Source organism: Burkholderiales bacterium (assembly GCA_023511995.1).
Taxonomy (GTDB): Bacteria; Pseudomonadota; Gammaproteobacteria; order Burkholderiales; family Thiobacteraceae; genus Thiobacter.
The window spans coordinates 201500-214322 of the sequence record JAIMAL010000001.1; the positions used below are offsets into that span (position 1 = coordinate 201500).

Below are 12823 nucleotides of genomic sequence, written 5' to 3' on the forward strand. Positions count from 1 at the left end.
CCACTAAAATGGCGGCTTCCCGGAAGGAAGCCCCATGCCCGTCAATTTCACCCCCACTCCCCCCGAAGTCCTGAAGCCCGTTCCCGGCGTACGCCTGGGTGTGGCCGCCGCCGGCATCAAAAAGCCCGGTCGCAGGGACCTTACCGTCATCTCTCTGGAGCCGGGCAGCCGCGTGGCGGGGGTGTTCACCCGCAACCGTTTCTGTGCCGCGCCGGTGACCGTCTGTCGCGAACGGCTGGGCGAGGGGCGGCCCATCCGGGCGCTGGTCATCAACACTGGCAATGCCAATGCCGGCACCGGTGCCCAGGGTCTGGCCGATGCCCGCCGCACCTGTGCCGAGGTGGCGCGGCTACTCGTCTGCCCGGAAGAATCGGTGCTGCCCTTTTCCACCGGCGTCATCCTGGAGCCGCTGCCCATGGCGCGGCTCCTCGCCGGCTTGCCCCAGGCCGTGGCCGATCTGGCGGCCGATCGCTGGGGGGCGGCCGCGGAAGCCATCATGACCACCGACACCGTGCCCAAGGCGATTTCCCGGACCGTCGTCATCGAGGGCAAGCCGGTGACGGTCACCGGCATGGCCAAGGGCTCAGGCATGATCCATCCCAACATGGCCACCATGCTGGCCTTCATCGCCACCGATGCCGCGGTGGCCCAGCCGGTCCTCGAGCATCTGGTGCGGGAAGCGGCGGATGAATCCTTCAACTGCATCACCGTCGATGGCGACACTTCCACCAACGACGCCTTCATCCTCATGGCCACCGGCCGGGCGGGACACGGCGAGATCGACAGGCCCGAAGGCCCCGCCTATGCCGCGCTGCGGGAAGCGGTGACGGAGGTGGCGCGTTTCCTCGCCCAGGCCATCGTGCGGGATGGGGAGGGGGCGACGAAGTTCATGACCATCGAGGTCAACGGCGGCAAAAACCGTGCGGAGTGCCGGCAGGTGGCCTATGCCATCGCCCGCTCGCCCCTGGTGAAGACGGCATTCTTCGCTTCCGATCCCAACCTGGGCCGCATCCTCGCCGCCATCGGCTATGCGGGAATCGACGACCTCGAGGTGGAGCGTGTGCGCCTGTATCTGGGCGATGTGCTGGTGGCCGAGCACGGCGGACGCGCCGCGGGGTATGCGGAAGAAGATGGCGTACGGGTGATGCGCGCCCCGGAGATTCGGGTGCGGGTGGAGCTCGCGCGCGGGGAGGCGTCCGCCACCGTGTGGACCTGTGACTTTTCCTACGACTACGTGCGCATCAACGCGGAGTATCGGAGCTGATGCCGCACCTCGAAACCCTGCTTGAGCGCGCGGACAGGCTGCTTTCGCGCCTGGAGGCCCTGCTGCCCGCCTCGGCCGAGCCGCCCTGGGAGGCGGCGATGGCTTTCCGCTGGCGGGCCACCCCGGTGGGGGGGCGGCTGGTACCGGTGACCCATCCCCACCGGGTGCGGCTTGCTGATCTCAAGCACATCGACGAACAGAAACGCATCATCGACCGCAACACCCGCCAGTTCGTCGAAGGCCGGCCCGCCAACAACGTGCTCCTCACCGGCGCGCGGGGCACCGGCAAGAGCTCTCTGGTCAAGGCCGTTTTCCATCAGTACGCGAAACGCGGCCTGCGCCTCATCGAAATCGACAAGGCGCATCTCGGTGATCTGCCGGAGCTGGTGGAACTCATTCACGACAGGCCGGAACGCTTCATCCTCTTCTGCGATGATCTCTCCTTTGCCGCGGAGGAGCCGGGCTATCAGGCACTGAAGGCCATCCTCGACGGCTCGATTGCCTCGGTGGCCGACAACATGCTCGTCTATGCCACCTCCAACCGCCGCCATCTGATGCCGGAATATTTCGAGGAAAACGCGGCCACCCGCCACGTGGAGGGAGAAGTGCATCCCGCCGAGGCGGTGGAGGAAAAGATTTCCCTTTCCGAGCGGTTCGGCATCTGGTTGTCCTTCTATCCCTTCGATCAGGACGAATACCTGCACATCGTGGAACACTGGGTGGGCGTGCTGGGCCGACTGCCGGAAGACCGCACCGCCCTGCATCGCGCGGCGCTCAACTGGGCGCTGGGGCGCGGCGCCCGCAGCGGTCGTGTGGCCTGGCAGTTCGCCCGCGACTGGGTGGGGCAGCAGAAGGCGTGAGTGCGGCCATCGTTCCTGTGGCCGTTGCCGTGCTCATTGCCCGGGATGGCCGTTTTCTCCTTGCCCAGCGGCCCGCGGGTCGCGCCTATGCCGGGTTCTGGGAGTTTCCGGGGGGCAAGGTGGAAGCGGGCGAATCCCCCCTTGGGGCGCTCGCGCGGGAGCTCGAGGAAGAACTGGGCATCCATGTGGGGCGCGCCTATCCCTGGCTCACCCGCCTGTTCACCTATCCCCATGCGACCGTGCGTCTCCATTTCTTCCGCGTCACGGACTGGGAAGGCGAGCCCGTGCCGCGCGAAGGGCAGCGATTCGCCTGGGTGCGGGCGGAAGCGCCGGAGGTCTCGCCCATCCTGCCGGCCAACGGGCCCGTGCTGCGCGCCCTCACCCTGCCGCCGGTGATGGGGATCAGCCGTGTTGCGGAGCTGGGGGAGGCCACGTTTTTCACCCGCCTGGAGGATGCCCTTGCTGCCGGCCTGCGGCTCATTCAGGTGCGGGAGCGGGGGCTCACCTCGGCGCAGTTCGCGCGGCTTGTGCGGGCAACCCTCGACCGCGCCCACCGCCATGGCGCGCGCGTGGTGGTGAATGACGAGCCGGCGGTGGCCGCCCGCTTGGGGGCCGATGGCGTCCATCTCGCCAGCGCCCGCCTGCTGGCGATGGGGCAACGCCCCGACCTCCCCCTCTGCGGCGCCTCCTGCCACGACCGCAAGGAGCTCGACCATGCCGCGCGCCTTGGCCTCGATTACGTGGTGCTGGGGCCGGTGCTGCCCACCCTGAGCCATCCCGGCGCCCACACCCTGGGTTGGCAGGGTTTTGCCGCACTCATCGCCGCCTATCCCCTGCCCGTGTACGCCATCGGCGGCATGCGGCCGGAATGCCTGGAGAAGGCCTGGTCCCACGGCGCCCACGGTATCGCCATGTTGCGGGGGGCATGGTGAGGACCTGGCTGGCAGTACTCGTGCTGGCGGCGTGTACACAAACCCCGCCGCCGGCCGTCCCCTGCGGGGATCTGGTCGCCGGCTGCCAGGCGGGCAACGTCTCGGTGCGCACGGACCAGCGCCCTTCGGGCCTGGTGCCCTTCACCCTCATGGTCACGGCGCCGGGGGCAAAGGAGGTGGTGGCCGAGTTTGTCATGCCCGGGATGGAAATGGGGCTCAACCGCTACCGTCTGCAACAGGTGGGGGAAGGGCGCTTCAGCGCGCAGGTGATCCTGCCGGTGTGCGTCAGCGGCCGGCGCGACTGGGTGCTGTGGCTTGCGGTGGATGGCCGCCCCGTGGGCTTTGCCTTTGCCACCGGTTAGGGGAAACCACCCAAGGGTTGCCGCGGCCCTCGAGTTGGCCCTCGGCTCCTAAGTAAAGACAACGCGGGCGAACCTGGTGATCCTCAGTTCTGCTGCGGGCCCTTGGCCCCTTCCTCTGGCGCTGCTTCCGGCCCGGGGATGCGGTATTGTTCGTTCGCCCATTGGCCCAGGTCGATGAGCTTGCAGCGCTCGCTGCAGAAGGGGCGGAAGGGATTGGTGGCGTCGAAGGGCGCGGGTTTGCCGCACACCGGACAGTTGACGAGGCGCGTCATCACAGGGAACAGAGCGTGAGTTCGAAGGGAACGTCCAGGTCGCAGGCCTTGGGTCGTTCCGTGCCGTCGAGGGTGGTGAAGCGGATGTTGATGGCGTACTTGTTGGCGCTGATCTCGGGAAAGCAGGGCAGGTCATTGAGCATGGTCACCCGCAGCATCTGCGCCACCCGTCCCGACAGCATCTGCTGGTAGGCCCCGTGCGGGGCCGTCTTCTGCACCGGTTCGCCGCTGTCGCGCAGAATCTGCAGGACGATGTCGATGGCGTTGCACAAGGGCTGGAAGGGCGCCAACCAGCCATAAAGGTCCTGTCGCCGCACTTCGGCATCCAGATTCAGCCAGTAGTGGTAGGAAGGCAGGTCGAATTCACAGACGCCACCGGGGATCGAGGCCCGCTGCTTGATGCTCATCACCCATTCGTTGTCCCGCAGATGCTGGCCCAGCTTGCCCGGCATGGCCTGCAATTCGCCGACCGTGCGGTTGATCCTGGTCAGCACCTCATCCAGCGTGTCCTGCTTGACGCCGGGATTGTTGCGCAGGGGCTCCAGGATGGCCTTCTGGCGTTCCAGCTCCTGGATCAGATCGGATTTGAGATCGCCCCGCGCCACCTGCAGGGCTTCGAAGAGGGAAAGCAGGGCCGCGTGATGCTCCAGCGCCTCGTCCTGGGCAGCGAAATGTTCGAAACGGGCGAACAAATCCTCCAGGCGCATCAGGGTCCTGATGCGTTCGTTCAGGGGGTACTCGTACACGATCACGGCGAAGGCCCGGCCGGAAAGGGGCTATTCTGGAACAGAAGCCCCGAAAACACAAACCCGGCTAGGGTGCCCCGGCCAGCCGGCGGTAGCGTGCATCCAGGGCGCGCACCGCCTCCTCCAGGTCCGCCACGCTGCCGTTGTTGACGATGACGTCATCGGCCAGGGCAAGGCGCCTGGCGCGGCTCGCCTGGGCGGCCATGATGGCCTGCACCTCCTCCCGGGAAAGCTGGCTGCGCGCCATGGTGCGGCGGATCTGTTCCTCTTCCGGGCAATCCACCACCAGCACCCGGTCCACCCGCTCCCGCCAGCCACCCGTCTCCGCGAGCAGCGGCACCACCAGGATCACGTAAGGACCGGTGGCGGCGGCGAGGGCGCGGTCCACCTCCTGTCGGATGAGGGGGTGCAGCAGCGCTTCCAGGCGGTGGCGCGCGTTTTCGTCGGAAAAAACCAGGCGGCGCAGGCGGGCGCGGTCGAGCCGGCCCTGGGGGTCGAGGAGCTCCCGCCCGAAGGCCTCCACGATGGCCTGCAAGCCCGGCTGTCCGGGACGGGTGAGGGTATGGGAGAGCGCATCGGTGTCGATGATGGTGGCGCCCAGCCGGCGGAAGATCTCCGCCACCGTGCTCTTGCCGCTGCCGATGCCGCCGGTGAGGCCGATGACGTAGGGCATTCAGAAATGCAGATAGAAACGGGCGAGGGCATCGCCCCAATAGAGCGCCGCCAGTCCCCCGCCGGCCAGATACGGCCCGAAGGGGATGGGCGTGTGGCGTCCCCGGCGGGCGGCGACGATCAGGGTGATGCCCACCGCCGCCCCCACGACCGAGGAGAGGAGCAAAATCGCCGGCAGCTTCTGCCAGCCCAGCCAGGCGCCCAGTGCCGCGAGGAGTTTGAAATCGCCATAGCCCATGCCTTCCCTGCCGGTCACCAGCTTGAACAGCCAATAGACCGACCACAGGGAGAGATAGCCCGCCGCGGCACCGATGACGCTGGAGGAGGGGTCGGTGAACAGACCGCCCACGTTGGCCAGAAGCCCGAGCCAGAGCAGCGGCAGGGTGAGATCGTCCGGCAGGAGCTGGGTGTCGAGGTCGATGAAGGTGAGGGCGATCAGACCCCAGACCAAAACCAGCGCCAGTCCCCCCTGCCAGCCGAAACCGAAATGCCAGGCGGTGAAGGCGGACAGCAACGCGGTGAGTCCTTCCACCAGCGGATAGCGCAGACCGATGGGGGCCTTGCAGGCGCGGCAGCGGCCCCGCAGCCAGAGGAAGCTCAACAAGGGGATGTTTTCCAGAATGCCGAGGCGGTGGCCGCAGTGGGGGCAGGAAGAGGGTGGCCACCAGAGGTCGTAGCGGCCATCGTCAGCGGCGATGCGGCCCTCGAGCTCTGCGCATTGGCGGCGCCACTCCCGTTCCATCATCTTCGGCAGACGATGGATCACCACGTTGAGGAAACTGCCCACGACCAGGCCCAGCACCGCGCAGGTGAGGACGTAGGTCCACGGCAGACTGAGGTACAGGGCAGCCGGATTCATGCGCCGCCCCGGCCGGGCATGATGCCGCGCTCACTTTGGGGCGCGGCGGCCGGAGCAGGGCCCGGCAGGCTTGCCACCCTTTGCCGACGCCGGGCGGAAAGGAGGGCGCTTGAGGCGGGTTTGGCCATGCAGTGCGAAAAACGCGGGCCGTGGCCGATGCCCCGTCAGACGGCCTGCCCCATCTTGAAGATGGGCAGGTACATGGCGATCACCATGCCGCCGATGAGGACGCCGAGCACCACCATGATGATGGGCTCCATGAGGCTGGAGAGCGCCTCCACCGCCTCGTCCACCTCCCGCTCGTAGTATTCCGCCACCTTGCTCAGCATGGAATCCAGGGAGCCGGATTCCTCTCCGATCTGGGTCATCTGCAGGACCATGTTGGGAAACAGTCCGCTGTTCTGCATGGCCACCGTGAGGCTGGTGCCGGTGGCTACTTCGCTCTGGATGCGCTTGGTGGCCTGGTGGAAGACCCGGTTGCCGGCGGCGCCTGCCACCGAATCCAGCGCATCGACCAAGGGGACGCCGGCGGCGAACATGGTGGCGAGGGTGCGTGTCCAGCGGGCGATGGCCGCTTTTTCAATCAGCGGGCCGAAGATGGGCAGCTTAAGGAAGAGGCGGTCCATGAAGTCCTGCATCTTCGTCGAGCGCTTCCAGGCATAGAAAAAGGCCCAGATGCCGCCACCGATGCCGCCAAAGATGGCCCACCAGTATTGGACGAAGAAGTCGGAGATGGCGATCACCACCAGTGTGGGAGCCGGCAGGTCGGCGCCGAAGCTCTGGAACAGGTCCTTGAAGGCGGGGATCACGTAGATCATGATCACCGCGGTGATGATGAAGGCCACCACGATCACCGCCGCGGGATAGAACATGGCGGACTTGATCTTGCCCTTGATGGCGAGGATCTTCTCCTTGTAGGTGGCCAGCCGGTCGAGGATGGTGTCGAGGATCCCCGCCTGCTCGGCGGCATTGATCAGGTTACAGTAGAGCTGGTCGAAATACAGCGGATGCTTGGCGAAGGCCTGGGCCATGCTGCTGCCGGTGGCGATGTCGTTGCGAATGTCCGTGAGCAGTTTCTGCACCGCCGGATTGCTGTGCCCCTTGGCGACGATGTCGAAGGCCTGCAGCAGCGGCACCCCCGACTTCATCATGGTGGCAAGCTGCCGGGTGAACATGGTGATGTCCTTCTCGGTGATCTTGCGGCTGCGGCCGAAGGTCCATTGCTTTTTCACCTTGACCGGGTTGATGCCCTGCCGTCGCAGTTGCGCGGCGACGAACTGGGGCCCCGGCGCGCGCATGTCGCCCTTGAGCTTCTTGCCCTTCTTGTCCACCCCTTCCCAGATGAAGGTGAATTCCTTGACGGGGGCTGGTCTCCGTGCAACGGCCATGATTTCTCACCTCATTCGTTGGTGACGGCTTCCACTTCCTCGAGGGAAGTGATGCCCGCCTTGACTTTCAGCAGTCCGGATTGACGCAGGTCCTTGACACCCTCGCGCCGCGCCTGATCGGCGATGTCGTGGGCGGTGCCGTTTTTCATGATGATGCGGCTGATCTCTTCGGAGATGGGCATGACCTGGTAGATGCCCACCCGTCCCTTGTAACCCGTTCCCTTGCAGTGCTCGCAGCCCACGTGGCGATAGGGTTGCCAGGAACCATCCAGGTCTTCCTCGCGGAAACCGGCGCGAAGCAAAGCTTCCGGCGGAATGTCGGCGGGTTCCTTGCAATGGGGGCAGAGGCGGCGCGCCAACCGCTGGGCGGTGATGAGGATCACCGAGGAGGCGATGTTGAACGGTGCCACGCCCATGTTGGCCAGGCGCGTCAGCGTCGTCGGGGCATCGTTGGTGTGCAGCGTGGACAGCACCAGATGGCCAGTCTGGGCGGCCTTGATGGCGATGTCCGCAGTTTCCAGGTCGCGGATTTCGCCCACCATGATCACGTCCGGATCCTGGCGCAGGAAGGCACGTAGCGCAGCGGCGAAGGTGAGGCCGGCCTTCTCGTTCACGTTCACCTGGTTGATGCCCGGCAGATTGATCTCCGCCGGGTCCTCTGCGGTGGAGATGTTGATGCCCGGCTGGTTGAGGATGTTGAGGCAGGTGTAGAGGGACACCGTCTTGCCACTGCCGGTGGGGCCCGTCACCAGGATCATGCCGTAGGGCCGGTGGATGGCGGCGAGCAGGGCATCCCGCTGCTCCGGCTCATAGCCCAGGGCATCGATGCCCAGATTGGCGCTGGAGGGGTCGAGGATACGCATCACCACCTTCTCCCCGTGCAGCGTGGGCAGGGTGCTGACGCGGAAGTCGATGGCCCGGTTCTGGGACAGCTTCATTTTGAAGCGGCCGTCCTGGGGCACCCGCTTTTCCGAGATGTCCAGGTTGGAAATCACCTTGATGCGGGAGACGATCTTGTCTTTGATCGCCAGCGGCGGCCGCGCCACCTCGTAGAGCACTCCATCGAGCCGGTAACGGATGCGGTAGAACTTTTCGAAGGGCTCGAAATGGATGTCGGAAACACCGGAATTGATGGCATCCAGCATGACCTTCTGCAGGAATTTCACCACCGGCGCGTCTTCCACCTCGGCGGCGGCTTGCTCCGCGGCCTCAGTGTCGCCCGCGGCCTCCAGCAGGTTCTCCTCGACCTCCTCGCCCACCAGCTCGGTGAGCTGCTGGGTCGCCGAAGTCGTGAACTTTTCCAGCGCCTGCCCCAGCTTGTCGTCCTCCACCACGATGGGATCGACCTGCATGCCGGTCTGGAAGCGGATGTCATCCAGCACCTGCAGATTGGTGGGATCGGACACGGCGACGAAAAGCCGGGCGCCCCGCTTGAACAGGGGCACCACGCGACGCTCCTGCACCATCTTCGCCGGCAGGAGTTCGCCCAGCTCGCGGCGGAGGTGCTCCACATCCACCGCGGCCAGATCGAGCAAGGGATAGCCGAAAGTCTGGGAAGCGAACTCCGCCACCTCGGCGGCCGTCATCTTGCGCGTCTTCACCAGTTCGGTGACGAAGGTGGAGCTCGCGGCATTGGCCTGCGTCTGGATGGCTTCCGCATCGGCCTCCTTGAGCCGGCCATGCTGGACCAGGGTGCGCGCCAGGCCCGAGAGTGCGGGGGAAAGGGATGCAGCAGCCATGGGTCGATGCTTCGGCGTTCCTAAGACAATTTCATAAACCCGTTAAATACTGCCCGCGATCAGTTTGTTTGTAAAGGCGATTTTTCCGCCGTCCCCTCTTCCGGCTCGGGGTGGATGCGCACCACCTTGACCAGCCTGCCCTGGGTCTGCACGATCTCCAGCGGATGGCCGGCGATCTTCAGGCTCACCCCCGCCTCCGGGATGTCCTGGAAGTGCTCCAAAATCAGGCCGTTCAGGGTGCGCGGCCCGTCGAGGGGGAAGTGGGTCCCCAGTTTGCGGTTGAGCTCCCGCAGGGGCGTGCCGCCATCCACCAACCAGCTGCCGTCTGCTTCCTGTTGGAATTCGCCACCGTGACTGGGTGCGGGGCGGGTGAACTCACCGACGATTTCCTCCAGGATGTCCTCCATGGTGAGCAGGCCCTGCAACTCTCCATATTCGTCCACCACCAGCCCGACTTTACGCTGGTTTTGCTGAAAGTTTTGTAACTGGGTGAAAAGCGGCGTGCCCATCGGGATGAAATACGGCTCGCGCAGGATTTTCTTGAGTCCTTCCGTGGTGACCGGCCCCGAGCGGGCCGCATGCAGCACCTGGCGCACGTGGACGACGCCGATGACGTTGTTGGGTTCCCCCTGGTAGACGGGCAGAAGGCTGTGGTGGGCCGTGGTGAGCTGCTGCCACACCGCCTCGTCGCCCGCTTCGATATCGATGGCCTCGATCTTCCCACGCGGCGTCATGACGTCCTCCACGGTGAGATTCTCCAGATCGAAGAGATTGAGCAGGATGGTCTGGTGGGTGGCGGGCAGATAGCCACTTGCTTCCAGCACCAGGCTGCGCAGCTCGGCCAGCCCCAGCTTGTCCCGTTCCACGGTGTGGGGACGCAGGTGCAACAGCATAAGGAGGCCGCGCACGAAGAGATTCACCACCCACACCGCCGGATAGAGCAGGGTGGAGACCGGGCGCAGCACATAGGCCGCGAAGAAGGCCAGAGGCTCGGGATAGGCGGCGGCCACCACCTTGGGGGTCACCTCGGCGAACACCAGGATGAGGAAGGTGACGGAAAGGGTCGCCACCGTCACCGCCAGCTCGCTGGAGCCCAGCAGGCGCACCACGATCACGGTGACGAGCGATGCCGCGGCGGCGTTGACCAGATTGTTGCCCAGCAGGATCACGCCCAGCAGCTGGTCGGTGCGCGCAAGCAGCCGGCTTGCGAGGCGTGCCCCGCGATGGCCTTCCCGGACGAGATGTCGCAACCGGTAGCGGTTGAGCGACATCATGCTGGTTTCGGAAAGGGAGAAGAAGGCGGACAGGCAAAGCAGCACTGCCAGCGCGGCAAGCAGTGCGCTCAAGGGGATGTCATCCAAGGGATGCAGACCTCGAAGCAGGGTTGGCCCGATTCTGGAAAGGCCTGTCCCGCCTGTCAAGCTGGTGCGGCCCGGGGCGCGCGCAGGCGGGATAAAGGCGGCGTTCGCCGACGATAGCGGTCATGGGCCGCCCTGCTCGAAGACCACGTGGCCGTCCATGAGGGTCATGCGCACCCGGCCCGGCAGCGTCTGGCCGAGGAAGGGGGTGTTCTTGCCCTGGCTGCGCAGGGACTGGGGTGTCACCCGCGTCGTTCCCTCCGGATCGAAGAGGCAGATGTCCGCTGCCGCGCCCACCGCCAGGCGGCCGTGGGGAATGCCCAGGATGCGGGCGGGGATGCTGGTCACGCGGGCCAGGGCTTCGACCAGGGGCAGGCCCGCTTCCTGCGCCCAGCGCAGGGTGAGGGGCAGCAGGAGTTCCAGGCCGGTGGCACCGGGCTCGGCCTCGCCGAAGGGCAGCTGTTTGGCGTCGTCATCCACCGGGGTGTGATCGGAGCAGAGGGCATCGATGGTGCCCTCCTTCAGCCCCGCGGCGAGGGCGGCGCGGTCCTCGCGCCCGCGCAGGGGCGGGGTGAGTCGGCAATGGGTGTCGAACCAGCCGATATCCTCGTCGCACAGGTGCAGATGGTGGATGGAAACGTCGCAGGTCACGGGCAGCCCGTCGTGGCGGGCGCGGCGGACCATCTCCACCCCCTGCCGGGTGGACAGCCGGCACAGGTGCACCCGCGCGCCGGTGGCCCGCACCAGCAGCAGAATGGTGGACAGGGCCACGGTCTCCGCGCAGGCGGGGATGGCGCGCAAACCCAGTCGGCTCGCCACCGCCCCGTCATGGGCCACGCCGTCGCGGGCGAGGTGGGGATCCTGGGGCCGCAGCCAGATGGGCAGATCGAAAGTGGCGGCATATTCCATGGCCCGCAGCAGCACCTGGGTGTCGGTGAGGGGGGCTTCCGCCTGGGAAAAGGCGACACAGCCCGCTTCCCGCAGTACGGCCATTTCCGCCAGGCGTTCGCCGGCGAGCTTCTGCGTCAACGCCCCGAGGGGATGGACTCTCGCCAGGTTCAGGCTGCGGGCGCGGTAGCGCAGCATTTCAATGAGGCCCGGCTCATCCAGCGGGGGATCGGTGTCGGGTGGGCAGGCGAGGCTCGTCACCCCACCGGCGGCCGCCGCCTGCAATTCGGACTCCAGGGTGGCCTTGTATTCGAAACCGGGCTCGCGCAGCCGTGCGGAGAGGTCCACGAGGCCTGGACAGGCGACCAGCCCCGTGGCCTCGATCACCCGGTTGGCATGGAAGCCTTCGGGGGCCGCGCCCAGACCGACGATGTGGCCGGCGGCGATGAAAAGGTCCGCCACCCCATCGAAGCCGCTTGCGGGATCGATGACGCGGGCGCCTTTGATGTGGATTTTCATGCGCCACCCCCTCCCGCCAGGAGGCTCATGACGGCCATGCGCACGGCGATGCCGAAGGTCACCTGGGGCAGAATCACCGCCTGCCGGCCGTCGGCGACGCTGGAATCAATTTCCACACCGCGGTTCATGGGGCCGGGGTGCATGACGATGGCATCGGGTTTGGCTGCCTTCAGCTTTTCCGGGGTGAGCCCGTAGTGCTTGAAGTATTCGCCGGCGCTGGGCAGAAGCGGCCCGCGCATGCGTTCATTCTGCAATCTCAGCATCATCACCACATCCACGTTCTTCAGCCCGCGGGCCATGTCATGGAAAACCGTCACGCCCAGCTCCTCCACCCCTTTTGGCAGCAGGGTGCGCGGGGCCACCACGCGCAGATCGGGTACACCGAGGATGCGCAGGGCATGGATTTCGGAGCGCGCCACGCGGGAGTGCAGGATGTCGCCGACGATGGCGATGGACAGCTGGCGGAAATCCCCCTTGTAGCGGCGAATGGTGAATACGTCGAGCAGACCCTGGGTAGGATGGGCATGGCGGCCATCGCCGGCATTGATGACGCGGATGTGGGGCGCCACATGGCGGGCGATGAAATGGGCAGCACCCGATTCCGGGTGACGCACGACGAACATGTCGGCACCCATGGCGGCGAGGTTGTCCACCGTATCGAGGAGGGTCTCCCCCTTGGTCTGGCTGGAGGTCCCGATGTTGAGATTGACCACGTCGGCGGACAGGCGCTTGGCGGCGATCTCGAAGGTGGTGCGGGTGCGGGTGGAAGGCTCGAAAAAGAGATTGAAGATCGCCTTGCCCCGCAGTAGCGGGACTTTCTTCACCTCCCGTTCGTTGACGCCAACGAAGGATTCCGCGGTATCGAGGATGGTGTGGATGAGTTCGGCGGGGAGTCCCTCGATGGTGAGCAGGTGGCGGAGCCTGCCGTTTTCGTCGAGCTGGGGATTCGGCGCCATGGAAAGTG

The 12823-nt window shown here is 66.2% G+C and carries 13 protein-coding genes; 4 read left to right on the forward strand and 9 right to left on the reverse strand.

Features of this window, described 5'->3' with window-relative positions; all coding sequences use genetic code 11:
• Nucleotides 1-34 precede the first annotated feature (34 nt).
• Genes argJ through K6T56_01030 form a run of 4 tightly spaced genes read left to right on the forward strand, consistent with a single transcriptional unit; the run spans nt 35 to nt 3418 of the window.
• On the forward strand, nt 35-1264 hold the full coding sequence (gene argJ, locus K6T56_01015) for a bifunctional glutamate N-acetyltransferase/amino-acid acetyltransferase ArgJ (GenBank protein ID MCL6554921.1): 1230 nt from the start codon (nt 35-37) through the stop codon (nt 1262-1264).
• Nucleotides 1264-2124, forward strand: coding sequence for an ATP-binding protein (locus tag K6T56_01020; GenBank protein MCL6554922.1), 861 nt, complete (start codon nt 1264-1266; stop codon nt 2122-2124). The genes argJ and K6T56_01020 overlap by 1 nt, the downstream gene beginning before the upstream one ends.
• Nucleotides 2121-3056, forward strand: coding sequence for a Nudix family hydrolase (locus K6T56_01025; GenBank protein MCL6554923.1), 936 nt, complete (start codon nt 2121-2123; stop codon nt 3054-3056). The genes K6T56_01020 and K6T56_01025 overlap by 4 nt, the downstream gene beginning before the upstream one ends.
• Entirely contained in the window at nt 3050-3418 is a 369-nt protein-coding gene (locus K6T56_01030; GenBank protein ID MCL6554924.1) for a hypothetical protein, read from the forward strand. Before K6T56_01025 ends, K6T56_01030 begins: the two co-directional genes overlap by 7 nt.
• Before the next feature lie 83 nt (nt 3419-3501).
• Here the strand turns inward: K6T56_01030 and K6T56_01035 are convergent, their stop codons facing one another.
• From K6T56_01035 to K6T56_01075, 9 genes are all read right to left on the reverse strand, one after another.
• Nucleotides 3502-3690, reverse strand: coding sequence for a DNA gyrase inhibitor YacG (locus K6T56_01035; protein ID MCL6554925.1), 189 nt, complete (start codon nt 3688-3690; stop codon nt 3502-3504).
• Nucleotides 3690-4442, reverse strand: a complete 753-nt coding sequence (gene zapD, locus K6T56_01040; protein MCL6554926.1) for a cell division protein ZapD — start codon at nt 4440-4442, stop codon at nt 3690-3692. The genes K6T56_01035 and zapD overlap by 1 nt, the downstream gene beginning before the upstream one ends.
• 61 nt (nt 4443-4503) lie before the next feature.
• The gene (gene coaE, locus K6T56_01045; GenBank protein MCL6554927.1) at nt 4504-5109 is read right to left on the reverse strand and encodes a dephospho-CoA kinase; all 606 of its coding nucleotides are present in this window, start codon (nt 5107-5109) and stop codon (nt 4504-4506) included.
• Nucleotides 5110-5967, reverse strand: coding sequence for an A24 family peptidase (locus K6T56_01050; protein ID MCL6554928.1), 858 nt, complete (start codon nt 5965-5967; stop codon nt 5110-5112).
• Between the two features lie 164 nt (nt 5968-6131).
• Entirely contained in the window at nt 6132-7355 is a 1224-nt protein-coding gene (locus tag K6T56_01055; GenBank protein MCL6554929.1) for a type II secretion system F family protein, read from the reverse strand.
• A gap of 11 nt (nt 7356-7366) precedes the next feature.
• A complete protein-coding gene (gene pilB / locus K6T56_01060; GenBank protein MCL6554930.1) occupies nt 7367-9094 on the reverse strand; it encodes a type IV-A pilus assembly ATPase PilB in 1728 nt (575 codons plus the stop codon).
• Nucleotides 9095-9153: 59 nt separating this feature from the next.
• A complete protein-coding gene (locus tag K6T56_01065; protein ID MCL6554931.1) occupies nt 9154-10440 on the reverse strand; it encodes an HlyC/CorC family transporter in 1287 nt (428 codons plus the stop codon).
• A 135-nt stretch (nt 10441-10575) separates the two neighbouring features.
• On the reverse strand, nt 10576-11859 hold the full coding sequence (locus K6T56_01070; GenBank protein MCL6554932.1) for a dihydroorotase: 1284 nt from the start codon (nt 11857-11859) through the stop codon (nt 10576-10578).
• On the reverse strand, nt 11856-12815 hold the full coding sequence (locus K6T56_01075) for an aspartate carbamoyltransferase catalytic subunit (protein MCL6554933.1): 960 nt from the start codon (nt 12813-12815) through the stop codon (nt 11856-11858). Before K6T56_01075 ends, K6T56_01070 begins: the two co-directional genes overlap by 4 nt.
• Nucleotides 12816-12823 lie beyond the last annotated feature (8 nt).

Coding starts and splice junctions, on each gene's coding strand:
- argJ (MCL6554921.1), top strand. CDS start 35: ATGCCCGTCAATTTCACCCCCACTCCCCCCGAAGTCCTGAAGCCCGTT.
- K6T56_01020 (MCL6554922.1), top strand. CDS start 1,264: ATGCCGCACCTCGAAACCCTGCTTGAGCGCGCGGACAGGCTGCTTTCG.
- K6T56_01030 (MCL6554924.1), top strand. CDS start 3,050: ATGGTGAGGACCTGGCTGGCAGTACTCGTGCTGGCGGCGTGTACACAA.
- K6T56_01035 (MCL6554925.1), bottom strand. CDS start 3,690: ATGACGCGCCTCGTCAACTGTCCGGTGTGCGGCAAACCCGCGCCCTTC.
- coaE (MCL6554927.1), bottom strand. CDS start 5,109: ATGCCCTACGTCATCGGCCTCACCGGCGGCATCGGCAGCGGCAAGAGC.
- K6T56_01050 (MCL6554928.1), bottom strand. CDS start 5,967: ATGAATCCGGCTGCCCTGTACCTCAGTCTGCCGTGGACCTACGTCCTC.
- K6T56_01055 (MCL6554929.1), bottom strand. CDS start 7,355: ATGGCCGTTGCACGGAGACCAGCCCCCGTCAAGGAATTCACCTTCATC.
- pilB (MCL6554930.1), bottom strand. CDS start 9,094: ATGGCTGCTGCATCCCTTTCCCCCGCACTCTCGGGCCTGGCGCGCACC.
- K6T56_01070 (MCL6554932.1), bottom strand. CDS start 11,859: ATGAAAATCCACATCAAAGGCGCCCGCGTCATCGATCCCGCAAGCGGC.
- K6T56_01075 (MCL6554933.1), bottom strand. CDS start 12,815: ATGGCGCCGAATCCCCAGCTCGACGAAAACGGCAGGCTCCGCCACCTG.